This window comes from [Mycobacterium] stephanolepidis (genome assembly GCF_002356335.1).
In the GTDB taxonomy this organism is placed as follows: Bacteria; Actinomycetota; Actinomycetes; order Mycobacteriales; family Mycobacteriaceae; genus Mycobacterium; species Mycobacterium stephanolepidis.
Genome location: NZ_AP018165.1, coordinates 3,016,693 through 3,042,986, shown reverse-complemented (window position 1 = coordinate 3,042,986; position 26,294 = coordinate 3,016,693). Strand labels below are relative to the sequence as shown.

Below are 26,294 nucleotides of genomic sequence, written 5' to 3'. Positions count from 1 at the left end.
ATCTAGCGCGCCGGCTGGGAGCCGATCGGCAACGGTTTACGCCACTGATCGGCGTGCACCTCGATCCTGGCCTTTCCCGAGCCAGCCCACGATGTGTTCAGGCCGAAATGCTGCGCCAGCTGCACAATTCGCCGGCCGACGAAAGTGTCGGTGCGTGCGTGCACCTCGGCCTCCGCGTCCGGGTCGTTTCGGTGGTACGCCTCCAGTAGCGCGGCCGGTAATTCGGGGTGAGCACGAAACGCGCTGAACCCCAGGTAAAGAGTCGGATTGTCCGAGGCAAGGCGCAGCGCATCTTGTTCGTGGAAGTAGGTGTACGCCCACTGGTGGTAGCGGTACCAATCGGGTGAGTTCGGATTGACGGTGCGCTCGAAGTCGATCTCGGAGGTGGCGCAGGTTGTGCAGCACGCGAAGCACATACGCGCCAGGATGCCCTCGGATTCCAGCTGAGTGAAGGTGTACTGAAGTCGGCCATAGTCGCCGGTATCGGTCCATATCGCCTGCTCGGCCAGCCGTTCGTTCCACATCTCGTGGACCAGTGCGGCGGCCTCATCGGGATCGATCTGACCGGAATCGTCCACCCATTCGGCGACGGACTCTTCGACCTCGTCCCGCGACCAGAACCCGGCTACGAGGTACTGGCGGATGAACGCCCGCAGCTCAGCCCGATCTCCGGTTTGCCATTCAAGGATGCGCACATGTCAAAGGTAGCGGTGGGAGTTGCGGAACGCATGCCGAGATGATGGCGGGAGTGCACTGGTGACTGACCGGCCGCGACCGCCGATAGGGTGTTGCGCGTGGCTGAGATCGTGCCGCTGCGCGTGCAGCTCATAGCTAAGACCGACTTCATCGAACCGGAAGGGATCGACTGGAGCACCGATGCCGATGGTGGCCCGGCACTCGTCGAATTCGCCGGCCGGGCCTGCTATCAGAGCTGGTCCAAGCCCAATCCGCGCACGGCCACCAATGAGAGCTACCTGCGTCACGTCATCGAAGTGGGGCATCTGTCGCTGTTGGAGCATGCGACGGTCACCTTCTACATCACCGGTATCTCCCGGTCCTGCACGCATGAGCTGATCCGCCACCGGCACTTCTCGTACTCACAGCTTTCCCAGCGTTTTGTGCCCGAAGCGGACTCCAACGTGGTGCTGCCGCCCGCCGTCGCCGACGACCCGGAGCTGGTCGAGCTGGTTCGCAAGGCCACCGATGCGAGCCGTGCCGCCTATGTCGAACTGCTGGACAAGCTGGAATCCAAGCTCGCCGACGTCCCCAACGCCGTGTTGCGGCGTAAACAGGCACGACAGGCGGCCCGGTCTGTGCTGCCCAACGCCACCGAAACCCGCATCGTCGTCACCGGCAACTACCGGGCGTGGCGCCACTTCATCGCCATGCGCGCCAGCGAGCACGCCGACGTGGAGATTCGTCGGCTCGCGATCGCTTGTCTGCGCCAGCTCACCGACCTGGCGCCTTCGATCTTTGGTGACTTCGACATCGCGACCCTGGCCGACGGCACGGAGGTCGCGATCTCTCCGCTGGTCTACGAGGGATAGAACCGAGGGATACAACACAGCCGCCGGGGGATAACCGCTTGGTCGAGGCGGGTATTCTCATGCCGTGACAGCAGGTGAAACAGTGGCGCGGCTCGGCACCGTGCTCACCGCGATGGTGACTCCTTTCGATGCCGATGGCGCCCTTGACGTCGACACCGCGGTCCGGTTGGCCGCGCACCTGGTCGACGCCGGGTGCGATGGCCTCGTGCTCTCCGGTACCACCGGAGAGTCTCCCGTGACGTCCGACGCCGAGAAGCTGACGCTGCTGCGTGAGGTGGTGGCCGCGGTGGGCGACCGCGCGCGCATCATCGCCGGGTCCGGCACCTACGACACCGCCCACAGCATCAAGCTCTCCCGTGAGTGCGAAGCTGCCGGAGCTGATGGGCTGCTCGTCGTCACCCCCTATTACTCGCGGCCCTCGCAGGCAGGGCTGCTCGCCCACTTCACCGCGGTCGCGGACGCGGTGAACGTCCCGGTCATCTTGTACGACATCCCACCGCGCTCGGTCATCCCCATCGACTTCCACGTCATCCGTGAGCTGGCGGCACACCCGAACATCGTGGCTGTCAAGGATGCCAAGGGTGATCTGCATGGCGGCGCCCAGGTCATCGCGGGTACCGATCTCGTCTACTACTCGGGCGACGATCCGCTGAACCTGCCCTGGTTGTCGGTGGGAGCGGTCGGATTCGTCAGCGTCATATCGCATTTCGTCGCCGGACCGTTGCGTGAGCTGTTGGCTGCCTACAACGCCGGCGACGTGGAAACGGCTCGCAAGCTCAATGCGCAGATCGCGCCTGTGACCGAGGCGTGCCGCCGGCTGGGAGCCGTGGGAGCAGTGAAGGCCGGGCTTCGGTTGCAGGGCATCGACGTTGGCGATCCGCGCCTGCCCAATGTTCCGCCGAGCCCGGAACAGATCGAAGGATTGGCCGCGGATATGCGCGCCGCCGGGGTGCTGTAGGTGCCGATAACGCCACCCGAACATCTGCGCGCGCCCGGTCCGCTCGCCGATGGCGCATTGCGCGTCACCGCGCTCGGCGGGATCAGTGAGATCGGCCGCAACATGACGGTTTTCGAGCTGCGTGGGCGCCTCCTCATCATCGACTGCGGAGTGCTTTTCCCGGGTCATGACGAGCCCGGCGTGGACCTGATTCTGCCGGACATCCGCCACATCGAGGATCGTCTCGACGATGTCGAGGCGCTGGTCTTGACGCATGCGCACGAGGATCACATCGGAGCCATCCCCTTCCTGCTCAAGATGCGCCCCGATATCCCAGTGGTGGGTTCGGCTTTCACCCTCGCGTTGGTCGAGGCCAAATGTCGCGAGCACCGCATCACCCCCCGGTTCATCAAGGTGACGGAGGGCGAGCGGTCCACGCACGGCGCCTTTGAATGCGAGTACTTCGCGGTCAACCACTCCATTCCCGATGCACTCGCCATCGCCGTACATACCGAGGCCGGGACCATCCTGCATACCGGCGATATCAAGCTTGATCCGCTGCCTCCGGACCGGCGTCCCACCGACTTGCCCGGGCTATCCGGCCTGGGTGATCGGGGTGTCGATCTGTTCCTCGTCGACTCCACGAACTCGGAGGTGCCGGGCGTGGGTCCATCGGAGAGTGAGATCGCTCCCACCCTGAACCGGCTCATCGAGACCGCGCGCGGCCGGGTGATCATTGCGTGTTTCGCCAGCAATGTGGCACGGGTGCAACAGATCATCGATGCCTCGGTCGCGCACGGCCGCCGTGTCGCGCTCGTGGGCCGGTCGATGGTGCGCAACATGGGTATCGCACGCGATCTGGGCTTTCTCGACGTCGAGGACCGCGACCTCATCAACGTGGAGGCCGCGAACGAGCTGGCGCCGCAACGCGTTGTGATGGTTACCACCGGCACACAGGGCGAGCCAATGGCTGCGCTCTCACGCATGGCTCGTGGCGATCATCGCCAAATCACCCTGACTCCTGACGATTTGGTCATCTTGTCGTCATCGCTGGTGCCGGGTAATGAGGAAGCCGTCTACGGCATCATCGACTCGCTTGCGAAGGTGGGCACCCGGGTTGTGACAAACACCCATGCACGGGTGCATGTTTCAGGACATGCCTATGCCGGGGAGCTGCTTTACCTCTACAACGCGGTACGCCCGCGCAATGTCATGCCGGTGCACGGCACCTGGCGGCATCTGCGTGCCAACGCCGAACTTGCGGTCAAGACCGGTGTCGACGAAGACAGGATCGTATTGGCGGAGAACGGCGTGAGCGTCGACCTGCACAACGAGCGGGCGCGCATTGCGGGACGAGTTCCGGTGGGCAAGATGTTTGTCCACGGCCTGGTCGACGGCGACGTATCCGATGCCACCGTCGGCGAGCGTCTGGTCTTGAGCAATGGCGGATTCATCGCAGTCACCGTCGTGGTGCGTAGCAACGGGCGCCTGGTCGGCAGGCCGGAGCTGTTCTCACGCGGTTTCTCCGATGACGCCAAGGCCCTGGACCCGGTGACCGAGATGGTGATCGCCGAGTTGAATTCACTTGCCGAACAGTCGGTCACCGATACCGGCCGCATCGCACAGTCGGTGCGGCGCGTGGTGGGCAAATGGGTTGGCGAGACCTATCGCCGCCAGCCGATGATCGTGCCGACCGTACTGACGGTCGACTAAGACTTTTCCGCGAGCACGGTCCGTTCGAGCTCGGTGGTCGAGAGCCCGCGTCCAGCGGGTGCCAGATAACGCTTCTGGAACTCGGGCCCGCTGACATCCTCGAGCACCCGCCAGCCGTACTCGGCCAGTAGTGGTGTCACTGCGCCGGGGGAGAGGCCGAACATCCACACCTGGCTGCGTATCCGAAAACGTTTGTACAGCATGGTGTTCCCGTACAAGTTCGAACCGTCTATGAAATCGCGTTGCACGTAGGTGAAGGCGAGGCGACTGCCCGGTGTAGCGGTGCTCAGGTAGTCGAGGGTCGCTCGAACCGCGGGCTCGGAGAGGTACTGCGTGACGCCCTCCCAGATGAAGAAGGTGCGTGAGGTGCGATCATGCCCGGCCCGCAGTAGTGCGTCGGACAGATTGTCATGTTGGAAGTGGACAGCCACCAGGTGGACCGACGGCGGTAGTACGCCCACCGCCTGCTGGATTGCGCGTCGCTTGGCCACGATGTTCACCGGCTGATCGACCTCGAAGACCGGTATCGACGAGGTTCGGGACAGTCGGCATCCCCGGCTGTCCATTCCCGCGCCCAAATCGACGACCGATTCCGCAATGTCTGCCCACGAGGCCAATTGGTCATCGATATAACGCTTACGGCACACGAAGATGGACCAGGCGCCTTGGCCGCTTCTCTCCGCCAGCCTGATCAACAGGTTCCGCAGCGTCGTCCATGTGGTGGCACGGACCAACCACCGCAATCCGATGGGCAGGATTCGGACCGCCAGGTCGTCGTCGACGATCCGGGACCCTGGCGGCTCGTGCTGCTCGATGGCTGCAATGGTCATGGGGCCGTATGCAGTCTGTGCCGCGGGGTTTTTCCGTGCCATCTCTACCGCCTGTTGGTGAACCCGGCATCGACGGGGAGTGCGACGCCGGTGACGTATCGCGCATCCTCGGAGACCAGCCAGGCCACCGCGTTGGCCATGTCCTCGGCGGGCATCAGAACCACCGGCAAGGCATGGCCGGTATCGGACATGCCCTCGGGTGCGCCGTTGGCGAACAGTTCTTCCGTCACCGGGTTCACCAGCATGGGCGTCGCGACACCGCCCGGGTGAATCGTGTTCACCCGGATGTTGTGTGGCGCAAGCATGTTCGCGTAGGACCGCATGAGTCCGACCAGCCCATGTTTGGCGGCCGTATAGGCCAGCCCACCAGGGGTGTCCATCACCATGCCGGTTAGGCCGGCCACCGAGCTGGTCAGCACGATCGATCCGCCCGTGCCGCGATCGACCATCGACGGCCGGGCCACCTCGACCGTGTGATACACCCCGGTGAGGTTGACGTCGAGCACATCGGTCCAGCCGTCCTCGCCGCTTTCGGGAGTGAGGGTGGCGATACCGGCGTTCGCAATCACGATGTCGACCGGCCCGAGTGCCTCGACACCGGCGTCGAACGCGCTTTGCAGTGCCTGCCGGTCACGCACATCGGCTTCGTGTGCCGAGATGGCGCGCCCCAGGGCATCGACCTCCTTGACCGTGAGGTCGAGGTCCTCCGTGGTGGCCATCGGGTACTCCACGGAGGGTATCTGGGCGCAGATGTCCACCGCGATGACGTTGGCTCCCTCGGATGCCAGCTTGATCGCGTGGGCGCGGCCCTGGCCGCGGGCCGCGCCGGTGATGAACGCGACCTTGCCGTCCAGCTTGCCCATGTCAGTGGGTCAGATCGCCCTTGGCCGGATCGCCTGCGGGAAGCGCTTCGGCAACAACGATTTCCGGCGCCTGACTAAGTAGTGGGCCCACCTTGCCGAACATCGCGGTGACGGCGGGAGCCTTCCCATGCTCTGCGAGTGCTTCGTTGCTCGCCCACGACTCGACGAAGACGAAGCGATCGTGCGCCTCGTGCAGGGAGTAGAGATTGCAGCCCGCCTCGTCGTGTACCTGGGGGATGGTCTCCAGGAGCGCGGCACGAACCTCGTCGCGCTTGTCGGGCTGGGGATACAGGAACGCCACCACAGTGGGCATGGAACACCTCTCGTCGTTGGGAGTGGATCGAATTCCACCGTACCGAAGCCGGCCGGCGCGCCCAGCGGTCGATACGCTGTGGGGGATATCAAGGGAGGGATATGACCGATCACGACCTGGCAAGCGGGTCGCCTATCCGAACCGAGGTTGTTCTCACCGAGGAGGGGCGGGGCAAACTTGCCAAGGGCGCGCTGCACACGGTTGCACGTTCCCGGGGTGTCTGGATTCTGCTCGTCGGGGCCGTGTTGTATGTCGCGTTCTTCTTCATCTTTGTTGCGGTTCCCGCCGGTGTCGTAATCCTGATCGTCGTGCTTGCGGCGGCAGCGCTGATCGCATCGAGAATCCGGTCGCGTACCCGGCTGTCCATGCAGTCGATACCTGTCGGGACGGTGCAGCGCGCCGAGTTCGGAGCGTCAGACTTCACGTTCTGGGTACTGCGTCCAACGACGAATGCTCTACTCGGGCAATCATTTATGACCACTCGACTGATGATCTTGCGGGACTACGCCGAGATCAAGAACGTCGTGGTGAACGACAACGCCGTCGGAATCTTGTTTTCCGCTCGGCCGGGAATGCGTGAAGCCTTCCCCCGCGAACTCATTCCCGACCAAGCCCTGGCGCTGATGTCCCGCTACACAAAGGTCAGCGGGGCGTGGTCGCCTCCGCAGGCACCGACGAATTGATCCAGACGGAGTACTCGTCGAGTGCGGCATTGAGACGCTTGTGATCAACGCGCGTTCCGATCTGCTGGGCGCCGACCAGAATGCTGAATCCGATTCGGGCCAGGGTGTCCGCCCGGTCCGGACCGAAGCCGGCTTCGATGTAGTGCTTCGTGAGATGTTGGTGCCGTACCTGGTCCACGCGGTGCTGTGCTGCCGTCACGTAGCGATCTGCCATCGCCCAGGCGCGAATGGCCTTCTCCACCTCATGGTCTGCCTCACGCGCTGCTTGCTCCAGTACGACCAACCGTTCCCGCGGGTCGGATATCTCGTCGACGCGGCGGCGCTGCGCGGTAGTGATGTCGTTCTCCCAGTAATCGATGACCGCTCGGTAGAACCCGGCCCCACTGCCGAAGTGGTGGTAGAGCGAGCCCGTGGTCACACCGATTCGGCGGCACACCGCTGTCGTGGTGAGCGCGGGCTTGCCGCCGGCCGCCAGTAGTTCGAACGCGGCAGTGAAGTAGTCGTGGCGAGAGACCTTCTCGGTCATGCAACTCACCATAGATGAATCTATGTACTAGCGGAAGAGGAAACCAGAAGGGGTCGCAGGGCGAGACCTGGCTGGGAGCCCAGAACTAGGTACCGACGCGCGGGGCGTGCGGTACCGGGCATCCGGCCGGTGTTGCCGCCGTCGCGTCGTGATGGGTGTAGGAGGTATCCCGCATTCCGCCGAGCTTGGCCAGTGCCTGATTGATCACCGTTGCAGACCACCACAGCAGTTCGCCATTGCGTTGTTGTGCACGGCGTTTGGCGCCCGGCAGCATGTCCGTGAGACGTCGCATCTGGACGTTGGCGTGCACTGCGACGCCGGTCAGTGCGGTCCACGGTTGGAGGCGGGCGTCGCGCAGGGGAGTGGCGCGCACAAGTGCTCGCACAAGATCCTCGCCGCCGTAGTAGGCGGCGACACCGAGAATCGGGGTGAATACCAGTCGGCCGATCCGCCCTGCAATTCCCTTGTCCACGAAGCCGAATGCCGCGGTCATCATGACATCGGTCCATTCCGAGGGGCCGCCGGCGTATGCGACCATGTAATCCATCGTCTCCATGCCCTCGGCCACGGACTTCGGGATCAGCTCCTCGGCGACGCCGAACACATAGGCGATGTATGCCCAATACATCACGGCGGCTTCGAGGTCGGCCGTGCTGCGGGTGCGCCCGTGCTGATGGTCGATCAGCGGCGGGATAAGCCCGAAGGTCATCGCGGCACCCATCATCATCGAATTGGAGATCGGGTTTCCGTGGTGAGCGAATTGTTCATCGCCCCAGGAGCGGCGGAGCCCGGCGCGTACTTGGGCGTGCATCAGCCGAACCAGGACGGTGTCTTTGAAAGGTTGTGAAAAGCGTTCCAGTGCTCCGCGATACGTCATCTTGCGGAACCACGCGGTGGTCTCCAGATTTCTCCGCAGGGTGTCGTTGACGAATCTGCCGGTCGCTCCGGTTGCGTAAGCGACCTCGTCGCCCACAAAGGTGCCGAAGGTGTCTCCGAAACCCATACCGAACTTGGCCGCCAACGAGGAGTTGTTCCATAGCTGGCGGCCCCGCTCCCAGAGTGCGGGGTCATACCACGGGGGCGGATTATCGAGCTGCTCGAACAGCGCGACAAACTCTGTCGGCGGGTTTTCTATCGATTCGATGCCGTGGTCGAGGGCTCGAGTGAGCATCGCCCGCCCCTGGCGCGCGGGCATCTTTCGGATGCGATCCACGACCGCATCCATCAGCTCGTCGCCCTGCCAGAGGTGATCGGCGAGCAGGCGAGTACGCGCCGTCTCCCTGGGAATCTCGTGGAAGTCCATCCACGGCGCAAGGATGTCCCTGCGGGATTGGGTCCACATCGCATCGAAGCGCAGTCGGGCAGGTGCGGGGCGCAGGTTCATACCTGCACGCCAGTAGTAGTCGTTGGGATGCGTGCTGACCGTCGATAGGGCGCCGTTGCCACTCATGGGGAAAGGCTAGCGAGCAGCCGGGCATGTTGGCAACACTCATTGTCAAGTGTCTGGCCGGTTTTCCCGCGCCGGATCGACGGCGTCAATACAATCGGCCTCGCTATTTTGCTGACTCAGTAACCACGAATATCGGGAGGGCTTGGAATGCGGCTGCTGACTCGGATGGTGGCACTCATCGCGCTGGCACTGGGGCTTACGGCCGGGTCGCTGGCCTCCGCGATGGCGGACCCAGACATCCCCGGGGACCCGAATCCCTACCCCGACGTCAACAATGCCTCCAAGTTCAAACAGGCCGACTTCGAGCAGTTCTTGCGTGATGACACCGACGGTGCGTGGTTTTCGACGCCACGTGGGTTGACCTGTGCGATCTGGATCGATGGAAGCTTCGGCTGCAACGGCTCGTTCCCCGGAGCGCCTGCCGGTACGAACCAGGTCGCCTGGTTCCCGGGCGATTGGCGTGCTCATTTCGACACCACCAATGACGCGCTGTTCACTCCGGCGACGCGTCCGCCGGTGCTCACATCCGGTAACTACTTCAACTACCGGGCCGTCAAATGCGCAGTCACCAAGGATCAGGGCGTCTACTGCTTCCGGGGTCATTCGGCGAGCAGTTTCAATGGCGATCAGTTCTACATCGCGGCGAATCAGTCGTGGCTCGGCGAGACCAAGCCGCGCCCCGAGCGCTGAGCCGGGTTTCGCAGGTCACGAGACTGTCTCGGGGCGGCCTCGCGTAGGTGACAAAACATTTGCTTACTAGCGGTTTTAGCCGTGTTGCAGATGGTGCAGATGTGGCTGTTGCGACTAGGCTGTCGCCATGGCGAGTAAGACTGTCAGCCGTTCGCGTGGCCGGAACACCAAATCGGGACCCCGGTCGCGCAACACCGCGCCGACCCGTCGTCCGGCACCACGCCGGCGTAATCAGCGTCGTAACCAGCATTGGACGACGCCGTTGGTGGCATTGGGCCGAGGGGCGCGTAGCGGGTGGCATGCCTGCGCCCATGGCGTGGGGTCGTTGTTCCGGTCCGTGGGCAGGGCTCACGACATCGAGCACGGTCACCGGCGCGATGGTGTCGCGCTGGCGTTGCTGGGCCTGGCCTTCGTGGTGGGCGCGAGCTCATGGTTCCACGCCGCCAAGCCGGTAGGCGGCTGGATCGACGATGTCTTCCGCGCGGTCGTGGGATCCGGTGTCGCACTGGTGCCGATCATCGCTGTCGTCATCGCCGTGTTCTTGATGCGTACCGAGCCGAACCCGGAGGCGCGTCCGCGCCTGCTGCTGGGCTTCGCCATGGTCGCGCTGCCGATCCTGGGTCTGTGGCATCTGTTCGCAGGTTCCCCCGATTCTCCCGAGGGGCGAGCGGACGCGGGAGGGTTCGTCGGCTTCGTGATCGGTGGGCCGCTCGCACAAGGCCTCACCGCGTGGATCGCCGCGCCGCTGCTCGTGATGGCGATCGTCTTCGGGGTGCTGCTGCTAACCGGCACCACGATCCGCGATATCCCGGACACCCTTCGGAACATGTTCTCGCCCAGGGACTACGACGAATGGGATGAGGACTGGGACGACGAAGACTACGACGAGTATGAGGGCGGGGAACCCGAAGACGACTACGAGGCGACGCGTGAATTCACGCGCGGCGCCACCCCGATGGACAACTACCCGCTTGAGGAAGACGTGGCCGCGGCCCCCGAGCCGCCCGCTGCACCGGCTCCCAAGCCCGCGCCCGTAGTCAAGTCGACCAAGAAGTCCAAGCCGAAACCACAGATGCCCGTTGTCGATCGGGTGGTCGAAGGCCCCTACGTGCTGCCCTCGCTGGATCTGCTCATCGCGGGAGATCCTCCGAAGGAAAGCAGCGCGGCGAACGACGACATGATCGCCGCGATCACCGGGGTGCTGGAACAGTTCAAGGTCGACGCGGCAGTCACCGGTTTCAACCGTGGTCCCACCGTCACGCGCTACGAGGTTGAGCTCGGCCCCGGCGTCAAGGTGGAGAAAATCACCGCCCTGCAACGCAATATCGCGTACGCGGTGGCCACCGACAGCGTGCGCCTGCTCGCGCCGATCCCCGGCAAGTCGGCGGTCGGCATCGAGGTGCCGAATACCGATCGGGAGATGGTGCGACTGGCCGATGTGCTGACCGCACCCGAAACCCGCACGGATCACCATCCGCTGTTGATCGGCCTGGGCAAGGACATCGAGGGCGACTTCATTTCCGCCAACCTGGCCAAGATGCCGCACCTGCTGGTTGCCGGTTCCACCGGTTCGGGTAAGTCGAGCTTCGTCAACTCGATGCTCGTCTCACTGCTGGCCCGCGCCACTCCGGAGGAGGTCAGGATGATCCTGATCGACCCGAAGATGGTGGAACTGACACCCTACGAAGGTATTCCGCACCTGATCACCCCGATCATCACCTCGCCGAAGAAGGCCGCGGCCGCCCTGGCCTGGCTGGTGGAGGAGATGGAGCAGCGATACCAGGACATGCAGGCCAGTCGGGTCCGGCACATCAACGACTTCAACGCGAAGGTGCGCTCCGGCGAGATCACCACCCCGCTGGGCAGCCAGCGTGAGTACCGTCCGTACCCCTTCATTCTCGCCGTCGTCGATGAGTTGGCCGACCTCATGATGACCGCGCCTCGTGACGTCGAGGACGCCATCGTGCGCATCACCCAGAAGGCGCGCGCGGCAGGCATCCACCTGGTGCTGGCCACCCAGCGTCCGTCGGTGGACGTGGTCACCGGTCTGATCAAGACGAATGTGCCTTCGCGCCTTGCCTTTGCGACGTCATCGCTGACCGACAGCCGCGTCATCCTGGACCAACCAGGTGCCGAGAAGCTCATCGGTATGGGTGACGGACTGTTCCTGCCGATGGGCGCCGGGCGACCGATTCGCATGCAGGGTGCCTTCATCACCGACGAAGAGATCAGCGCCGTGGTGTCGGCGGCCAAGGAACAGGCCGAGCCCGACTACACCGAGGGCGTCACCGCCGCCAAGGTCGGCGGCGGTCCAGGTAAAGATGACGTCGATCCCGACATCGGCGACGACATGGACGCCTTCTTGCAGGCCGTCGAACTCGTGGTGTCGAGTCAGTTCGGCTCGACCTCGATGCTGCAGCGCAAGCTGCGGGTCGGTTTCGCCAAGGCGGGTCGCCTCATGGACTTGATGGAGACGCGCGGAATCGTCGGCCCCAGTGAGGGATCCAAGGCGCGCGAGGTGATGGTGAAACCCGAAGACCTCGGCAGTGTGATGGCATCGATCCGCGGCGGTGGGGGAGCCGATGAGGAAGACGAAGACGACGGCGCGGTGCCCGAAGACTTCTAGGCGTTCTCGTCGCGCCGCAGTGCGATGGCGTCGCCCACATCGAAGGATGTGAATCCCTCGGGGGCGGCGATCTCCACAATCGGCTCGTCGCGGTTGTCCCACTCCAGACGCAAGGCCGTACTCATCACCGCATGCATTTCATACATGGCGGTGATGTAGGTGAGTTCCAGGATCTCTTCATCGGAGAGGTGGGTCTTCAGCGCGGCGAACACGCCATCGGGTACTCGGCCGCCGTCGAGCACCAAGCAGTCCGTGTATGCCAGCACCGCGCGTTGCACGGGGGTGAAGCAGTCGGCCGTGCTCCACGACGGGATCGCGGCGATCATCTCCTCTGAGATACCGACAATGCGGCACGATTTGCAGTGCTGGGAGAAGACGAACTGGCTGCGGCGCGCCCAACCGGCGCGGGTCTGGCCGAGCTCCCGCAGGACGGGGTCCAGCTTGCGATCTGGGCTGCGATAGAACGCGAAACCCTGGACCGAGTGCTTCAGCGCCTCGGGTACGAGCGCGAAGACCGTCCACCAGTCACCCGGTGTGCCGGTGCTGGTCCCGGGATCGGAGACCGGATCGCGATCACCGAAGATCTGGTCGTACATCTTCTGGACAAGTCGGTCGTCGGTTTCGGCGCGGGACACCTGGCGCAGTCGTGGCATGCCTCGATCATGGCCGACGATCGCGCCGAGAATGCCCGATGCGCGGAAATCAGAGGTGGACGAGCATGCGGGTGTTACCCAGCGTGTTCGGCTTCACATAGCTCAGGTCGAGGAACTCGGCTACACCGGTGTCGTAGGACCGGCACATCTCCTCATACACCTCGGCGGTCACCGGGGTGCCGTCGATCTCGCGGAATCCGTGTTTGGTGAAGAAGTCGACTTCGAAGGTCAGTACGAAAACTCTTTTGAGCTCAAGTTCCCTGGCGACATCGAGCAAGCGGCTGACGATCGCGTGCCCCACTCCGGCGCCTTTGAGCCGGGGGTGCACCGCGATGGTGCGCACCTCACCGAGGTCGGACCACAGCACGTGCAAGGCGCCGCAGCCCACGATGTCCCCATCGATGTCGGCCACCCAGAACTCCTGAACCGCCTCGTACAGCGTCACGAGGTTCTTTTCCAGCAGGATGCGCCCGGCATAGACGTCGACGAGTGCCTTGATAGCGGGCACATCGGAGGTACGGGCACGACGTACGGTCACCGCTGGGGCCGTGTTAGTCGAGATGCCGGATGTACCTTCAGCGCTCATGCGTGAACAGTAGCTAGCCCTAGAACAGATAGGGTGTTTGACGTGCCGATGCCACCGGAAACCCAGCCTGATTCCGAGGCTTCGGCTGCGCCGGTGCCGCTGGTGAACATTGCCAACATCCTGACAGTGCTGCGCATCGTGCTCGTACCGGTGTTCATCGCCGTGTTGTTCACCGCGGGAGGGCACGAATCCTCCTGGCGCATCGCCGCTTTCGGGGTGTTTGCGCTGGCCATCGCCACCGACCGATACGACGGTGTGCTGGCCCGCAGGTATGGCCTGGTCACCCCATTCGGCCAGCTTGCCGACCCGATCGCCGATAAGGCGCTCATCGGGGCGGCACTGGTGGGGCTGAGTGTGCTCGGAGATCTCGCATGGTGGGTCACCGCGGTCATCCTCGTACGTGAGATCGGGATCACGGTGCTGCGTTTGTCGGTGCTCCGACATGGGGTGATCCCGGCCAATCGGGGCGGCAAGCTGAAGACCATGGTGCAGTCCTTGGCGATCGCCGGGTATCTGCTGCCGTTGACGGGTTATTGGCACACTGCCGCCGTGGTCCTGATGGGGCTGGCGGTGGCCCTCACCGTCATAACCGGTGTCGACTACCTGGTGCAGGCGCTGCGACCTCGACCCAAACCCGCATCGGCGTAGCCGGTGTGTGAAGTTAATAGTAGAAATTTTCTACTATTAACTAGCCTGACAACATGTGCAGATCTTGATTGCAGGGCGTGTGGAGGATTGTGTGCCACGATAGATCCCGAGGACAGTTCAGCTCTCTGCTGGTCGTATCTCCATGTTGCAGGACAGGCAACCCATCTGGAGGCACCCGGTCAGGCAGGGGACACACCGATGAGTTTGACTGGTAAATGATGGAATCGGACACTGAGCGCGATATAGAGGAAGAGATCCCGGCCCGGGCCGCCTATGCCGGTGAACATGTCCGTCGGAACGTCATCTTTGACGCCTTGATCGAGGCGCCGGCACCCATGAGCGTCCAGATGCTCGCTGAGCAGGTAGGCCTGCATGTTACGACCGTGCGCTTTCACCTCACGAAGCTGGTTTCCTCGGGTGCTGTCAATGTCGTACCTGGCGGTCGCTCGGGGCGGGGTCGGCCCCCGGCACACTATGAAGCGGCCCCACGCTCACGGCTCTTCACCTTCTTACCTCTACTTCTTGATCAGTTCGGTAGTACAGAGGCTGCGCGTGAGCAACTCGCAGCAAATGCCGGGAGAATCTGGGCGCGGAATCACTCTTCCCACATTCTTCAGATCGACGTACCGGATCCGGCGAGCGTGGCCCTCGAGATCCTCAGCCAGCTCGGATTCCGCGTATCCACGGTTACCAGCATCTTCGGCGAACACGAGCTAAAGATCTGCGCTTGCCCACTGCGCGAGATTGCCCTCACGCATCCAGAAATTGCCAGCGGAATACAGCGCGGCGCTATCGAGGAGGCGCTGGCTCTGACCTCACCGGCGCTCGCGTCGCAGTACTCGGTGTCAATTCTTCCCGATGCGCTCAACGGTGACTGCGAAGTGATCGTGCGTCTGGTGCCGGCATCTCGGGATGGCGGCACCAGTGCGGGCCCCCACCGCAAGAGTGTCAGGTAAGGCTTCCCTTAATTAATTAATAGCATTATATTGCTCCAATGGGCCTCGCCTCGGTGGAGCAATTGGTTAGGAGCGGGACCGCGAAGGTCGGCTCTGTGCCGATGCGTAGCGCCACCACGACGGGTCGCAGCGTGATCCTGGCGGCTCAGGTGCTGCGATACACCGCGATCGACACGTTGTCATGGCGGTTGCCGTTCGGCGAGCTCATCGTTCAGGCGTGGCTTCTGCTGAAGGTGACGGCAGTGCCGGCGATATTGATGGCGATCCCTTTCGGCGGGATGGTGGCTGTGCAGATCTCCGGCCTCGTCAACCAAGTCGGAGCCAATTCATTGGTCGGATCGGTGACAGGTGTGGCGGTGCTCCGCCAGGGTGCGCCACTGACAGCCGGCTTGTTGATGGGCGGCGCTGCCGCCGCAGCGATCGCCTCTGATTTCGGGGCCAGGGCGATTCGTGAGGAACTCGATGCCTTGCGGTCCCTGGGGATCGACCCCGTGCAACGACTTGTGGTGCCGCGCGTTCTGGCGTTGCTGCTGGTCACGCCGATTCTGGTCGTGATCATCATTGCGATGGGTGTCGGGGCGGCATTCGTGATTGCGACCGCGTTCAATGGTGTGACACCAGGCAGTTTTTGGCTGTCCTTCGGGTCGTTTACCAAGGTGATTGATCTCTGGTTCACCCTCGGTAAGGGCTTCATTTTTGCCGCAATTGTGGGGGTGGTCTCCTGTCAGCGAGGCATGGAGGCCAAGGGTGGTCCGCGGGGTGTTGCCGATGCTGTGAACGCAGCGGTGGTACTCAATGTGATCTGCATTGTGGCGGTCAATCTTGCGATCACTCAGTTGCAGACGATGTTCTTCCCGATGGTGGTGGCGTAGATGGCCGGCGCGCCGCAGCATCGTCTCGACGCACTATCCACGCGATGTGTAGGCATTGGACACAAAATCCCGATGGCGCTGCGCGAACCTTTCCGTGCCACTGGGCAGTGGGTCACATTTATTGCACGGACGGTGTGGTTGCTCCCGGTCACGGTGCGGTTGTACCGGCGTGAGACGTTACGGGTGATGAACAACCTGGCCTGGGGTCGGGGGTCAGTCATTGTCGATGGCGGCGTGATCAGTGTGCTTGCGGTACTTGGCATTGCGGTCGGTGGCATGGCGGCGATCGAAGCATTCTCCATCATGAATCTGATGGGGCTCGGGGCACTCGCCGGCATCATCGGCGGGTGGGGGAATGTCCGTGAGATGGCTCCGCTGGTCGCTGGAGTGGCGTTCGCTTCTCAGGCGGGTTGCCGGATGACCGCGGAGATCGGTTCCATGCGGATCGCCGAGGAAATCGACGCCACTGAGGCCATGGGACTGAGGTCGATCCCATTTGTGGTCGGTACCCGTCTCATCGGTGGACTGATGTGTGTCGTACCCGGATACCTGCTCGCGCTGGTGGTCAGTTTCGTGACGTGTGACACCGTCATTCGCGTTTTCTACGGCCAGCCGGGCGGCACCTACAATCACTACTTCGTCGAGTTTCTCACCCCGCATGATATCGGCGCCTCGCTGATAAAAGCGGCTACCTACTGCACCGCAGTGACGATAATTCATTGCTACTACGGCTATTTCGCCTCCGGAGGGCCCGTAGGTGTCGGGGAGGCATCGGGCCGGGCTATCCGTGCCAGTCTGGTGACCATCTTGGTGTTAGACCTGGCGACCACCATCATGCTGTGGGGCCTACGACCCGAATTCGTGTTTAAGGCGTAGGGGGCCACCGTGTTGTTTCGCATGTCGGCAGAGGCTGAAGCGCGCAGGCTGAGCATCATCGGTCTCGCGGTGGTCTTATGTATTGCCGCACTAGGACTATGCATTGCCGTCAACCCGTGGGCCGGTCGGTCGGCGAACCGCCTATCTATCGTGATTGACCTGCCGTACGTCGGCGAGGGGGTGACGGCGGGGGCCCCCATGATGATGCACGGCGTAACTGTCGGAAATGTCGCCGGCGTATCAACTCGCGCCAATGGCAGGGTCCGGCTCGATGTCGACCTGGAGGCCGGCCCCACCGCGGGATTGACGGACACGATGGGCGTGGACTTCCGTCCCGCCAACTACTTTGGCGTAACCGGTATCAATTTGGTTGCAGGCCAGGGCGGTAAGCCACTGCACAACGGCATGCACATCACCGCCACGCCGCAGGGCAACTTCACGCTGCAGGCGCTGCTGTATAGGGCGGGCGAGATTACCAACGGTCTAGTGAGCCCGCAGCTTGTTGATGTGATTAACCGGGCCACTCGCTACACCGATGGGCTCAATCCTCTGATCGAGGCTGTGATAACCGCGGCCCGTTCGGTTGCGGCGGTCCAGACAGTCAGCACCGAGCAGCTGCTGAGGAACACCGCGGGAATCAGTGTGGCATTCCCAGGGTTCGTGGACGCGGCCACCGTTGCGGGTTACGGCTTCAATCAGCGCTCAGGTTTTGTGAACTTCAACATGTCTGCGGCGAACGCGATGCCCGGGCAAGATGTCGTCCCGGTTGTGGCCGAACCCGGAATGCCTGTCACTGAAGAATTTTGGAACAAACGAGCATTGCCGTCCATTGATCTGCTTGCGAAGGGGTTTTTCGGAGCTGTCGGAAAGCTGTTGTCATCACACACCGGCGAGTTGCTTCCGGTGGTCAACGTGATCCGGACACTCACCGACACGGTGCCTGGTCTGGTAACACCTGCGGGCCTCAGCGACACCTTGGTGGAATTGAGGACACGTTTCGAGAAGCTGTACGGAGGATCACCGGAACAGCGTGCTTTGCAGGTTCATATCGTGCTCGATCAGATACCCGGTGTGCAGGCACCGATTAGTGCGATGGGTGGCCCATGATCAAACCCAAGGCTGCACTGTGGCGTTTCATGGTCAGCGGTGCCATTGGCACCGTGCTGCTGATCTTGATCATCAACGTATTGCGACAACCCGTTTCCAGTGAAACCCGCTCCTATACAGCAGAGTTCACCGATGCCTCCGGTCTGAGCCTGGATGCGGATGTTCGTTTTCGTGGGGTGCGTGTCGGCAAAGTCAAGGGCATACGGCTGGTGCGCAAGGAAGGGCAGAGCATTGCTGAGGTGGAATTGAGCCTGGACAAGCGCTACGCCGTGGTATCCAAGACGCGGCTGGCGATTAAGTTCCAGTCGCTCACCGGGCTGCGCTATCTCGATCTCGCTGATCCTGTTGATTACGCACCCAGTGAGAACGTGGTGGCTCGAATTCCGTTGAGCATGACTCATTCTTCGTTTGACGTCACCACCTTGTTCAACGGGTTGCAACCGGTCTTGGCGACCTTGAGCCCCAGCGATATCGACAACTTCACGGACAATGTCGCTTCGTTTATGGAGGGCAATGGTGGCGGCCTTGGACCGATGCTGGATAGCGTCCGCAAGCTGACCCAGTTCGTGGCCGATCGACAGCAGGTCATCGCAACTCTGATGCGCAACCTCAGCGCGATCGCGGAAACGTTCGGCGGGCATTCCAGAGATCTACTACAGATCCTGGACTGGGTAAATCGGCCTGTGGACAACGCACTCGCGGTGATCGACGAGTTCCGAAAGTCCGAGTTATACGGGCCGGAGTTCACGTCTGTGACGGTTCAGCTGCTGGCCAATGCAGGCTTCACCCCGGGGAAAGCAGATATGGACAAGGGGATTGACCGGGCGATCACGGTGTTTGACGACTACAGCGATGCATTCAAACGCGTACCGGTGATGTGGGACAACGTCGAGCCGCCCGGGCCTCCCGGAATGCCGGTGCCGTGCTCCCGTGGACGGGCGCAATTGCCTGAGTCGATGGACGTACTACTGAACGGTCAACGGGTGGTCCTGTGCAATCGCTAAAGAAGCTCACAAATCCGACGATTGTCGGCGTGCTCGCGTTAGGCATGGTCGCGATGGTGGCGTTGGCCGCCGGCATCATCTATATCAACCCACTCAACCATCGGCCGGTGGTTTTCTACACAGACGACGCCGCATCGGTGCGGCCAGGCGACAGTGTGCGCATCGCCGGTATCACCGTCGGAAAGGTGGACAGCCTCGCGATCGAGCCGAATCAGGTTCAGGTTCGCCTGAGTGTGGAGAAAGACGCCTTCGTCGGCGATCAGTCACAAGTTCAGGTTCGTATGCTCACGGTGATCGGTGGCTACTACGTGAACCTGGTGTCGCTGGGCGACAAACCGTTGGGACAGAAGTCTATTCCACTTGAACGGGTGACCATGCCCTACAACCTGATGAAAGCACTGGCCGGTGCCACCAAGATTACCGAGAACGTCAATCCGAAGCCGATCCGTGAATCGCTGGACAAAATTCAGGCCGGCCTGAGCGGAACCAACGTGGAGACGCTATCGGCGGTTGTCAACGCAGGCAATGCTCTGACGGAGACGATCGACAAGCAGCGCGGGCAGATCTCGCAGATCCTTGATCTCTCGGACGAATACATCGAGTCATTGTCCGGCTACCGCGACAAGCTCAAGGATCTCATCCTGAAAATTTCGATCATGGAGCAGACACTTGTGCTGTACGGCAAGGGATTTGCTGGTGCCATGAAGGGCATGGGTGACGTCTCGGATGCGATTCTGGCGCCTACTGGCAAATTCTGGGTCAACCACCGTGAGGAGTTCATCCAGAAAGTTCGCGAGTGGCAGAACCGAGTTCGACGGTGGGTCGATAACAACAGCAGACTCGTCCCTCGACTGCGCCGGGTGCGTGACAAGCTCGAGCGCGTCCTGGACGCGCAGAACGCTCGTCCAGAGTTGCTCGCCACCGATTTGTGCATACCGATGCCTGGAAGCGGTTGCTGATGAATGTTATCGCGGTTCGTCGAACTCTCCGTTGCATCGTGGCCACCGCGGTAGCGGTCGTGGCCATCGGTGCCAACTCGTCATGCGCACCGCTAGCTCGGCATGAAGCCTCGTACTGTGCGTTCATGCCGGACGCGATCGGGCTCTATGTAGGTAACCCCGTCACTCAGATGGGTTACCGCATAGGCAAAATCGTCTCGATCCAGCCAGGTCCCAGCCATGTCCGCGTTGGCTTCTCCATAACCGGAGGACGTGAATTCCCCGGCGACGTCAAGGCGATCATCCGGTCGACCTCAATCCTCGCGGATCGCTCCCTGGAACTGGTCGGCAATTACTCCGGAGGACCACGGCTCAACGCCGCCAGTTGTATCCCGCTCAATCGGTCTGTGTCACCGAAATCGTTGTCGGAGATCATTGGGTCGGCGGACATCTTCCTTAACGCCATCAACTCCAGCGGCTCGGAGAACATCGCAGACACAGTTCGTGGGTTAGATCAATTGGCACACAACAATGGAGCAGGGTTCGGCCGCTTGCTGACCGTGTCGTCCGACTTGCTCGATGGCCCCGATCGGCAGATCAGCAACATCGGCTCGATCGTTCGGAACACCGCGCAGCTGACATCGGCGTTGGAAGACATCACAGGGCCGATGAAGGAGATTCTGCTGGATGCACCGACCACGACCGTAGACATCGTGACTGCGCTGGACGGCGCGACTCGACTGGTCGGTGCGGACGCCATCGGAAAGGTTGGCCCACTTATGGAATTGGTCGCCACACTGGAATCCAGACTAGGCGACGAAACACAGATCACATTGGACAGAGTGAGCAATGCCCTACGGAAAATCAGCCCGCATGCCAATGCCCTTGCCGGCGTGTTCAACGGGGTGCCTTGGTGGATCAACACGGCGGCAAATCACTTTAACGCCAAACAGTTCGGCACGTTCAACATCGCGTACCGACCGCCATTGTTCCGTGTCGCAACCCACGACAAGCTGGCACTCTGCGGCGCGATGAATGCGTCGATGCCCGGCAGCTGCGCGGACGCGAACGGCCAGCCTTACGCCGTCGACGTTGCGCTGCTGCAGTACGTACTCCAGCAGGCTGGCCACTCGTGAGCCGCCGTCAAATCCGGGCAGCGGTTGCCGGGGCCGCGACAGCCATGTTGGTCGTTTCTTGCTCATCGCTGTCGGTGAACTCGATACCCCAGCCAGGCGGTAACCATCGGGGTGGCTATGACGTTGTTCTGGAATTTGCCAGTGTCCTGAATCTGCCGAACCGGGCGAAAGTGGTCCAAGACGGCGCCACAGTGGGGGTGGTCACCAAGGTCGATCTCAAAAGCGATCACGTTGATGTGACATCGCAGATCGATCCTGGCATCAACATCCCGGCGAATGTTCGTGCGACACTTCAGCAATCCACGGTGCTGGGTGATACCTACGTTGCGCTCACACGTCCCCAGGCAGGTGACCCGACGCCACTGGTGGTCGATGGCGGCCGAATCCCTTTGGCGCAAACAGTGTCTCCGCCGCAGCTTGAAGACACATTGGCGAATATGGCGAACTTCGTTGGCAGTGGAGCGATCCAGCGGGTGCAGGACACGATCATCGGCATCAACCGTGTGACCCCGTCGAATCGAGAAGACCTGCGCAACCTGGTGAGCCGGGTTGCGGTGGACCTGGCGGACCTTTCCAACAACGTGGATATGGTCGACAAATGGCTTGACGGCGTATCGAGAACTACCGATGTGATGAGCCGCAACCTGCCTACATACAGGTACTGGTTCTCGCCGGAAGGCATGCTGGGATTCGACCGGTCGACAGTGGTTGCAAGCTACATCGGCACTGTACTTCCGTCGGTCGGGAGTATTTACAGCGGAGGGTTCTGGCTGGTTCCGTTGCTTAGATCGCTGAGCAATGCGGTTGGAGCGGTTCAACAGAGCAAATGGAGCTTCGAAGACGAAGCGCCTAAATGGCGAAAGTTGTTCATCGAGGACTTCTTTCCCGTCGATAAGTACCCCGCAATCAACATCACCTCGATATCCGGGCCCGACGGGCGCGAAATGATTGGCAACGTACAGGATGTGCTGCGCATACTGGGAGCGACGCCATGAGAGTCGCCAAGAACATACTGTCCTTCGCAATGTTCGCGATGATTATCGCGGTCGCGCTTACATACATCGGGTCGTTCGGTATCCGGCTGGGGTTACCGAAGAATCGCATCAATCTCACGATGGACGTACCGGATAGCGAAGGTGTGGTGGTTGGCTCCAGTGTGCTGCTGCGCGGTGTGGCCATTGGCAAGGTGACCGGTGTTTCGACCTCGGTGAGCAATGCCACCATCGATTTCTATCTCGACCCCGGGCAGCGCGTTCCCGTCGACAGTGATGTGCGTCTGGATAATTTTTCTGCGCTCGGTGAAGCCTACGTCGGCTTTCGGCCGCGGTCCGATGACGGCCCTGTGCTGACGGACGGTCAGCGCATCGCGGCGCAGACGGTAACTGTGCCGCCCTCGATCTCACAACTTGCCGCCACGGTGGTCCGCGTACTCAACCAGATGGATCCTGCGCAGCTCAAAAGGATCCTGAATGAAGCGGACGCTTCCTTGCCGGATCCAGGCCGCGTGCTACCCAACCTATCGCGCGCGAGTTTGCTTACCCGAAACATGATGATGAGCATGGACGGAAAAGGGCAGGAACTTCTTGGCAATCTTCAAAATCTGCTGCGCAATGCTGGGTGGGTCGGCCCCACGTTGGCAGAAATCGGGCCGCCGTTGCGGTCTGTAGGAGATGGAATATCGGGCGCATTTACCGCCATGATGAATGTTGTCGCCTGGAACAATCCGCACAACGTTCAGCTGTTTCAAAAGTTCCTCGCGCGCCTCCAAAACTTTCTGGACACCCGGGCGCCTGATCTCAAAGTTATTGGTAATGCACTACTTCCGCAGTTCCAGGGAATCGGGGGAGCGTTGATGAACTTCGACACGGCACAAATCCTGAGTAACGCATTATCAGGCATACCCGAAGACGGCGCGATCACCCTTCGTGTATCCATGCCCGACCGCTAGGCCGAGGCCACTCCGATAACCCGAAAGGAAGTTTCATGTCAGTTGTCGATACCGAACCCGAAAGCACGCCTGTGACGGAGAGTCATGACCGGGCTCAGCCAGACGATCCGCCTGCCGATGTGACTGCCGCAGGCGGTCGTGCGAGTCTGTCGGCTAAGCAGCCACGACAGGTGTCCTTCACGCTGCGCAGCGTGATCGTCGCGGTCGTGATCTTCCTGCTGACCGGCGTTGCGGTTGCGCTTGGCTGGCTGTATGCCGGTGCGCAGCAGAAGTTGGACGAGCAGGCCGTGGGTGCCGGCAATAGAGTGCGGGCCGAAGAGATCGCTACTGGCTATGCCACGAATGCCGCAGATATGGATTACCAGGACTTCAAGGCGTGGAAAGTCAAGCTGGTCAACGGAACTTCCCCGGACCTGAAGGAGAAGCTGACAAAGGCTGCTGACTCGATGGAGCAGATTCTGGCGCCTTTGCATTGGAAGTCGACGGCCAAGCCATTGGCTGCAAAGGTTCGCTCGGACGCCGGTGGCATATTCACCGTCGATGCATTCGTCAGCGTGCTCACCAAGACGATGCAGGCGCCCGAGGGGCTGCAGTCCACTGCTACGTACAGCATCACGATCGACAGCAACAACGACTGGCAGATCACCGACGTTGGTGGTATCGACTCTGCTCTTGGCAAATAGCCTCGGTAGCATGATGATTCGCATCTGGAGTAGCCGGTTGATGGCCGTTGTGGTCGCGACACTGATTTGTTCGGGGGAGGTTCTGACGGCGGCAGCCAGTGCTGATCCGGGTGGCGGCTACGACCCAGTTGCCCACTTCGACCAGCCGCAGCGGCTGCCCGTGATCACTCCGGTGGCCAGCAATTGGCAACCGCAGTTTCCGTTTCCGTTCGATCAGACGAGTCGATACGTGACGTCTGTGGATGTCAACGCGGTACGAGAGATGTGTCAGTGGTTCGACGCCCAATACGATGCCGTGAAACATCAAATCGAGGGACTCAACGACAGTTTGGTTCGCAACAACGGCCACTACGATGCTCCCGGGGTCCAGGAGCAGGCGGATATCGTCATCGCCAACATTGACCAGTCGGTGGATTTCCTGGCTCCGCGGGCGCAGGCACTCACCCAGAGCTATGACCACGCGGGTGATATGTATTTCCCTATATACCAAGGGGATAGCTTCTTCGGTCTGTGGCAGCAATTGTCCAATGTCGGTAACGGCATCAAGGCACGTCAACCGACCTGGTTCACGGGACCGTCGTACCACCGGGTCATGCACTGGGGAAGCAAGATCCATCGTTCCCATGCCTGCAGCTGAGTATCACCGTTGGACGCGAACGACGAGGAGATGCACATGCCGACAGCGGAGTTCGGTAGAGCGCGCCGTGGTTCAACACCGGGGCCCGTCATCGTAGTTGTTGCTTCGTTAACGATCTGCAGTGCCGCAACTATTTTCGCTGTGCCGGCCATCGCAGAACCCGCACCCGAAGTGACGCAGGCTGTCGTCGATGCACGCGGCGGCACCTCGTGTACACCGCTGCGCTACAACCCGGCCGTAGAGCACGCCGCTGACATCATCAACCGCTCCACCTACTCATACCTCAACCACACAGCCGAGAATGTCCCGGCCGACGAGCCGCACCAGAAGGCGATTGTGAAGGATCTCGGTGTCAACGCGAGCAGGACTGCATCGTTTCAGGGCGCGGGACGCAACGTGGCGGATGCCATCAAAGGGGTGTTGCTGGAGGGACGTGACGCGTTCCCCGACTGCGCCTACACCGATTTCGGAGTGAGCCGCCTCTACGAAGAACAATCGGACTTCACCCTTGTCGTGGTTGTTTTGGTGGCGACATGAATCCAGGGAAGGCTATGAGACGTCCCATGACTGCGACGGCGTGTGGCGTGGCGATGCTCATGCTGTTGGCTCCGCCACCTGAGGCGTGGGCGGATGATCCTGTCGTCTATGAAGTTCTGTCCGACAGCGTTCAGGTTGCGAATATCGAGTATCAGGCCGCAACCGGCCGGTTAGCCGTCGTGAGTGCGGCACTGCCGTGGCGCACCGACGCATTGGTGCGTTCGGCCCGTGGTGCGCCTCCGGAAGGCAGCCAGGTGCGGGCGGATTGGCGATCTTCCGCGGCTGTGGCTCGGTGGGTGACGGTACGGATCATCTACCAGGGGAAGGTCATCTGTCAGAACACCATGGACGTTGGCAATGCCGCGTGTTACGGCGTCACTCCGCGGATCACATAGGACGCCATGATGATTCGGGATACAGATGCTGAGGGCGATGTCGCGGTAGACGATCGGGATATGGAGCATCGGCCATGAAACGTCGCTGCAGGGCAATGGTCGCCCTGAGTTCGCTCCTTCTCGTCGTGGGCCCGGTGGCAGCGGCTCACGCCGAGCCACCGCCACCGGAAGTTGTCCCTGATCCGTTCCCCGATGTTCGGTACTACGACGAGCTCAACGCCAACGATTTCGCTCAGCCTGGCGGGGTGTGGTTCATCGGACCGGCCGGACAGAACTGCGGTATTTGGGGGCGGGGCAGCTTCGGCTGCTCCGGCGTGATCCCAGGAGCCCCGGCGGGAACTAGCCACATCGGCTGGATCGATGGCGACCGGGCAGTGCACTACGACTGGTCCATGGCCGTCAGATTCCCTGCCGCGGAAGCAGGACAGCCCTTGCCGGCGCGCAGCAAGATCACCCATCAGGGGACAACTTGTGCGGTAACCCCCGACGGGCGAACCTACTGCGAGCGTGGCCCGATGCGTTTCGTCCTAGAGCCCACCAGGACCTGGCTGTCGGCCGCCTGGACGGATTTGAGCTGGACGGAACTGGGGCCGGCTTCGTGCAGTCCGCCCGGTGGGGGGCGCTGTTACCGGTGAATCAGGACCGCATAACAGACTGCGTTGAGGCGTCTGTCACCTAAATTTCCGGGAACCTCCGCGTGCGCGGCAACGTTGAGCAAGGCAGACTCAACTACTACGCGGTATGGACGCCGACGTTCAGGACGCAAAGGAGAGACACATGGCGTTGTTGCTTCGAGAAGCCATCGGCGACACCCTGCGGAACGCTCGATCCGGGCAGGGGAGAACGTTGCGTGAGGTATCGGACTCGGCGCGCGTCAGCCTGGGATATCTGTCCGAGGTGGAACGTGGCCGCAAGGAAGCCTCCAGCGAGCTGCTGGCCGCGATCTGCGGCGCGCTCGATGTCCCGCTGTCGGAGGTGTTATCCGAGGTCAGCGCGAGGCTGGCGCATCGCGAGGCTGCCGCCGCGGCTCCGCAGCCGGCAGTGACGACAGCGGCCGGCTCACTCAGTGGGATCGATGTCGCGACCAAGGTGGTCATTCCGCAGGTTCGCGCAATGGCAGCCGCCTAACTTACTGTGGCG

At 62.0% G+C, this 26,294-nt stretch carries 29 protein-coding genes and 1 pseudogene; 22 read left to right on the top strand and 8 right to left on the bottom strand.

Annotated elements, in window-relative coordinates; translation table 11 throughout:
- Positions 1–2 precede the first annotated feature (2 nt).
- Positions 3–695, bottom strand: coding sequence for a DUF6891 domain-containing protein (locus tag MSTE_RS15120; RefSeq protein WP_096502398.1), 693 nt, complete (start codon positions 693–695; stop codon positions 3–5).
- Positions 696–794: 99 nt separating this feature from the next.
- Between MSTE_RS15120 and thyX the strand changes: the two genes are divergently transcribed.
- From thyX to MSTE_RS15105, 3 genes are all read left to right on the top strand, one after another.
- Positions 795–1,547 carry an FAD-dependent thymidylate synthase gene (gene thyX, locus MSTE_RS15115; protein ID WP_096505940.1) on the top strand — a complete coding sequence of 251 codons (753 nt, stop codon included), beginning with the start codon at positions 795–797 and terminating at the stop codon, positions 1,545–1,547.
- Between the two features lie 82 nt (positions 1,548–1,629).
- Positions 1,630–2,505, top strand: a complete 876-nt coding sequence (dapA, locus tag MSTE_RS15110) for a 4-hydroxy-tetrahydrodipicolinate synthase (RefSeq protein ID WP_096502396.1) — start codon at positions 1,630–1,632, stop codon at positions 2,503–2,505.
- Entirely contained in the window at positions 2,506–4,197 is a 1,692-nt protein-coding gene (locus MSTE_RS15105) for a ribonuclease J (protein ID WP_096502394.1), read from the top strand.
- Here MSTE_RS15105 and MSTE_RS15100 read toward each other — a convergent pair.
- From MSTE_RS15100 to MSTE_RS15090, 3 genes are read right to left on the bottom strand one after another with little or no spacing between them, the layout of a single operon-like run.
- Complete coding sequence (locus MSTE_RS15100) at positions 4,194–5,069, bottom strand: SAM-dependent methyltransferase (protein WP_096502392.1); 876 nt, start codon at positions 5,067–5,069, stop codon at positions 4,194–4,196. The genes MSTE_RS15105 and MSTE_RS15100 overlap by 4 nt on opposite strands.
- A gap of 2 nt (positions 5,070–5,071) precedes the next feature.
- Entirely contained in the window at positions 5,072–5,890 is an 819-nt protein-coding gene (locus MSTE_RS15095; RefSeq protein WP_096502390.1) for a mycofactocin-coupled SDR family oxidoreductase, read from the bottom strand.
- 1 nt (position 5,891) lies between these two features.
- Positions 5,892–6,203: a putative quinol monooxygenase gene (locus tag MSTE_RS15090; protein WP_030093874.1), complete on the bottom strand. Its 312-nt coding sequence runs from the start codon at positions 6,201–6,203 to the stop codon at positions 5,892–5,894.
- Between the two features lie 101 nt (positions 6,204–6,304).
- Here MSTE_RS15090 and MSTE_RS15085 point away from each other — a divergent pair, with 101 nt between their 5' ends.
- A complete protein-coding gene (locus tag MSTE_RS15085; protein WP_096502388.1) occupies positions 6,305–6,886 on the top strand; it encodes a hypothetical protein in 582 nt (193 codons plus the stop codon).
- On the opposite strand, the gene MSTE_RS15080 is transcribed toward MSTE_RS15085, so the two are convergent.
- Complete coding sequence (locus MSTE_RS15080) at positions 6,846–7,412, bottom strand: TetR/AcrR family transcriptional regulator (protein ID WP_096502386.1); 567 nt, start codon at positions 7,410–7,412, stop codon at positions 6,846–6,848. The two genes, MSTE_RS15085 and MSTE_RS15080, sit on opposite strands and share 41 nt — an antisense overlap.
- Before the next feature lie 85 nt (positions 7,413–7,497).
- Entirely contained in the window at positions 7,498–8,862 is a 1,365-nt protein-coding gene (locus MSTE_RS15075) for an oxygenase MpaB family protein (protein ID WP_096502384.1), read from the bottom strand.
- Positions 8,863–9,009: 147 nt separating this feature from the next.
- Here MSTE_RS15075 and MSTE_RS15070 point away from each other — a divergent pair, with 147 nt between their 5' ends.
- Together MSTE_RS15070 and MSTE_RS15065 are read left to right on the top strand one after the other, a co-directional pair.
- Entirely contained in the window at positions 9,010–9,552 is a 543-nt protein-coding gene (locus MSTE_RS15070) for a hypothetical protein (RefSeq protein WP_096502382.1), read from the top strand.
- 127 nt (positions 9,553–9,679) lie between these two features.
- Positions 9,680–12,178, top strand: a complete 2,499-nt coding sequence (locus MSTE_RS15065; RefSeq protein ID WP_096502380.1) for an FtsK/SpoIIIE family DNA translocase — start codon at positions 9,680–9,682, stop codon at positions 12,176–12,178.
- Here the strand turns inward: MSTE_RS15065 and MSTE_RS15060 are convergent.
- Positions 12,175–12,831, bottom strand: coding sequence for a carboxymuconolactone decarboxylase family protein (locus MSTE_RS15060; protein ID WP_096502378.1), 657 nt, complete (start codon positions 12,829–12,831; stop codon positions 12,175–12,177). The genes MSTE_RS15065 and MSTE_RS15060 overlap by 4 nt on opposite strands.
- A gap of 49 nt (positions 12,832–12,880) precedes the next feature.
- Positions 12,881–13,417 (bottom strand): amino-acid N-acetyltransferase, encoded by a 537-nt coding sequence (locus MSTE_RS15055; protein ID WP_096502376.1) that lies wholly within the window; start codon positions 13,415–13,417, stop codon positions 12,881–12,883.
- A gap of 42 nt (positions 13,418–13,459) precedes the next feature.
- Between MSTE_RS15055 and pgsA the strand changes: the two genes are divergently transcribed.
- The 16 genes and pseudogenes from pgsA to clgR all read left to right on the top strand — a co-directional run bounded on the left by pgsA (position 13,460) and on the right by clgR (position 26,282).
- On the top strand, positions 13,460–14,065 hold the full coding sequence (gene pgsA / locus MSTE_RS15050; RefSeq protein ID WP_096505938.1) for a CDP-diacylglycerol--glycerol-3-phosphate 3-phosphatidyltransferase: 606 nt from the start codon (positions 13,460–13,462) through the stop codon (positions 14,063–14,065).
- Between the two features lie 215 nt (positions 14,066–14,280).
- Positions 14,281–15,021: a helix-turn-helix domain-containing protein gene (locus MSTE_RS15045; protein ID WP_096502374.1), complete on the top strand. Its 741-nt coding sequence runs from the start codon at positions 14,281–14,283 to the stop codon at positions 15,019–15,021.
- An 83-nt stretch (positions 15,022–15,104) separates the two neighbouring features.
- Positions 15,105–15,893 (top strand): annotated as a pseudogene (locus MSTE_RS15040) (MlaE family ABC transporter permease); the annotation flags it as partial.
- 72 nt (positions 15,894–15,965) lie between these two features.
- Positions 15,966–16,769, top strand: a complete 804-nt coding sequence (locus MSTE_RS15035; protein WP_096505936.1) for an MlaE family ABC transporter permease — start codon at positions 15,966–15,968, stop codon at positions 16,767–16,769.
- A 21-nt stretch (positions 16,770–16,790) separates the two neighbouring features.
- Positions 16,791–17,876 carry an MlaD family protein gene (locus MSTE_RS15030; RefSeq protein WP_096502370.1) on the top strand — a complete coding sequence of 362 codons (1,086 nt, stop codon included), beginning with the start codon at positions 16,791–16,793 and terminating at the stop codon, positions 17,874–17,876.
- On the top strand, positions 17,873–18,880 hold the full coding sequence (locus MSTE_RS15025; RefSeq protein ID WP_096502368.1) for an MlaD family protein: 1,008 nt from the start codon (positions 17,873–17,875) through the stop codon (positions 18,878–18,880). Before MSTE_RS15030 ends, MSTE_RS15025 begins: the two co-directional genes overlap by 4 nt.
- A gap of 44 nt (positions 18,881–18,924) precedes the next feature.
- Positions 18,925–19,839 (top strand): MlaD family protein, encoded by a 915-nt coding sequence (locus MSTE_RS15020; protein WP_096505934.1) that lies wholly within the window; start codon positions 18,925–18,927, stop codon positions 19,837–19,839.
- Positions 19,840–19,964: 125 nt separating this feature from the next.
- A complete protein-coding gene (locus MSTE_RS15015) occupies positions 19,965–20,954 on the top strand; it encodes an MlaD family protein (protein ID WP_231896895.1) in 990 nt (329 codons plus the stop codon).
- A gap of 44 nt (positions 20,955–20,998) precedes the next feature.
- A complete protein-coding gene (locus tag MSTE_RS15010) occupies positions 20,999–21,949 on the top strand; it encodes an MlaD family protein (RefSeq protein ID WP_193442099.1) in 951 nt (316 codons plus the stop codon).
- The gene (locus tag MSTE_RS15005; RefSeq protein ID WP_096502364.1) at positions 21,946–22,902 is read left to right on the top strand and encodes an MlaD family protein; all 957 of its coding nucleotides are present in this window, start codon (positions 21,946–21,948) and stop codon (positions 22,900–22,902) included. The genes MSTE_RS15010 and MSTE_RS15005 overlap by 4 nt, the downstream gene beginning before the upstream one ends.
- A gap of 35 nt (positions 22,903–22,937) precedes the next feature.
- Entirely contained in the window at positions 22,938–23,585 is a 648-nt protein-coding gene (locus MSTE_RS15000; protein WP_231896894.1) for a hypothetical protein, read from the top strand.
- Positions 23,586–23,625: 40 nt separating this feature from the next.
- A complete protein-coding gene (locus MSTE_RS14995; RefSeq protein WP_096505930.1) occupies positions 23,626–24,222 on the top strand; it encodes a hypothetical protein in 597 nt (198 codons plus the stop codon).
- A gap of 141 nt (positions 24,223–24,363) precedes the next feature.
- Positions 24,364–24,759 (top strand): hypothetical protein, encoded by a 396-nt coding sequence (locus MSTE_RS14990; protein ID WP_231896892.1) that lies wholly within the window; start codon positions 24,364–24,366, stop codon positions 24,757–24,759.
- A gap of 26 nt (positions 24,760–24,785) precedes the next feature.
- Entirely contained in the window at positions 24,786–25,154 is a 369-nt protein-coding gene (locus MSTE_RS14985; protein ID WP_096502362.1) for a hypothetical protein, read from the top strand.
- Positions 25,155–25,228: 74 nt separating this feature from the next.
- On the top strand, positions 25,229–25,789 hold the full coding sequence (locus MSTE_RS14980) for a hypothetical protein (protein ID WP_096502360.1): 561 nt from the start codon (positions 25,229–25,231) through the stop codon (positions 25,787–25,789).
- A 142-nt stretch (positions 25,790–25,931) separates the two neighbouring features.
- Positions 25,932–26,282, top strand: coding sequence for a transcriptional regulator ClgR (gene clgR / locus MSTE_RS14975; protein ID WP_096505926.1), 351 nt, complete (start codon positions 25,932–25,934; stop codon positions 26,280–26,282).
- Positions 26,283–26,294 lie beyond the last annotated feature (12 nt).

Coding starts and splice junctions, on each gene's coding strand:
- MSTE_RS15035 (WP_096505936.1), top strand. CDS start 15,966: ATGGCGCTGCGCGAACCTTTCCGTGCCACTGGGCAGTGGGTCACATTT.
- MSTE_RS15045 (WP_096502374.1), top strand. CDS start 14,281: ATGATGGAATCGGACACTGAGCGCGATATAGAGGAAGAGATCCCGGCC.
- MSTE_RS15010 (WP_193442099.1), top strand. CDS start 20,999: ATGTTGGTCGTTTCTTGCTCATCGCTGTCGGTGAACTCGATACCCCAG.
- MSTE_RS15060 (WP_096502378.1), bottom strand. CDS start 12,831: ATGCCACGACTGCGCCAGGTGTCCCGCGCCGAAACCGACGACCGACTT.
- MSTE_RS15005 (WP_096502364.1), top strand. CDS start 21,946: ATGAGAGTCGCCAAGAACATACTGTCCTTCGCAATGTTCGCGATGATT.
- MSTE_RS15025 (WP_096502368.1), top strand. CDS start 17,873: ATGATCAAACCCAAGGCTGCACTGTGGCGTTTCATGGTCAGCGGTGCC.
- MSTE_RS15085 (WP_096502388.1), top strand. CDS start 6,305: ATGACCGATCACGACCTGGCAAGCGGGTCGCCTATCCGAACCGAGGTT.
- MSTE_RS15100 (WP_096502392.1), bottom strand. CDS start 5,069: ATGGCACGGAAAAACCCCGCGGCACAGACTGCATACGGCCCCATGACC.
- MSTE_RS14980 (WP_096502360.1), top strand. CDS start 25,229: ATGAAACGTCGCTGCAGGGCAATGGTCGCCCTGAGTTCGCTCCTTCTC.
- MSTE_RS15015 (WP_231896895.1), top strand. CDS start 19,965: ATGCCGGACGCGATCGGGCTCTATGTAGGTAACCCCGTCACTCAGATG.
- MSTE_RS15030 (WP_096502370.1), top strand. CDS start 16,791: ATGTCGGCAGAGGCTGAAGCGCGCAGGCTGAGCATCATCGGTCTCGCG.
- MSTE_RS15000 (WP_231896894.1), top strand. CDS start 22,938: ATGTCAGTTGTCGATACCGAACCCGAAAGCACGCCTGTGACGGAGAGT.
- MSTE_RS14995 (WP_096505930.1), top strand. CDS start 23,626: ATGGCCGTTGTGGTCGCGACACTGATTTGTTCGGGGGAGGTTCTGACG.
- MSTE_RS15095 (WP_096502390.1), bottom strand. CDS start 5,890: ATGGGCAAGCTGGACGGCAAGGTCGCGTTCATCACCGGCGCGGCCCGC.
- MSTE_RS15065 (WP_096502380.1), top strand. CDS start 9,680: ATGGCGAGTAAGACTGTCAGCCGTTCGCGTGGCCGGAACACCAAATCG.
- clgR (WP_096505926.1), top strand. CDS start 25,932: ATGGCGTTGTTGCTTCGAGAAGCCATCGGCGACACCCTGCGGAACGCT.
- MSTE_RS15090 (WP_030093874.1), bottom strand. CDS start 6,203: ATGCCCACTGTGGTGGCGTTCCTGTATCCCCAGCCCGACAAGCGCGAC.
- MSTE_RS14985 (WP_096502362.1), top strand. CDS start 24,786: ATGACTGCGACGGCGTGTGGCGTGGCGATGCTCATGCTGTTGGCTCCG.
- MSTE_RS15080 (WP_096502386.1), bottom strand. CDS start 7,412: ATGACCGAGAAGGTCTCTCGCCACGACTACTTCACTGCCGCGTTCGAA.
- MSTE_RS15020 (WP_096505934.1), top strand. CDS start 18,925: ATGGTCGCGATGGTGGCGTTGGCCGCCGGCATCATCTATATCAACCCA.
- MSTE_RS15075 (WP_096502384.1), bottom strand. CDS start 8,862: ATGAGTGGCAACGGCGCCCTATCGACGGTCAGCACGCATCCCAACGAC.
- MSTE_RS15055 (WP_096502376.1), bottom strand. CDS start 13,417: ATGAGCGCTGAAGGTACATCCGGCATCTCGACTAACACGGCCCCAGCG.
- MSTE_RS15070 (WP_096502382.1), top strand. CDS start 9,010: ATGCGGCTGCTGACTCGGATGGTGGCACTCATCGCGCTGGCACTGGGG.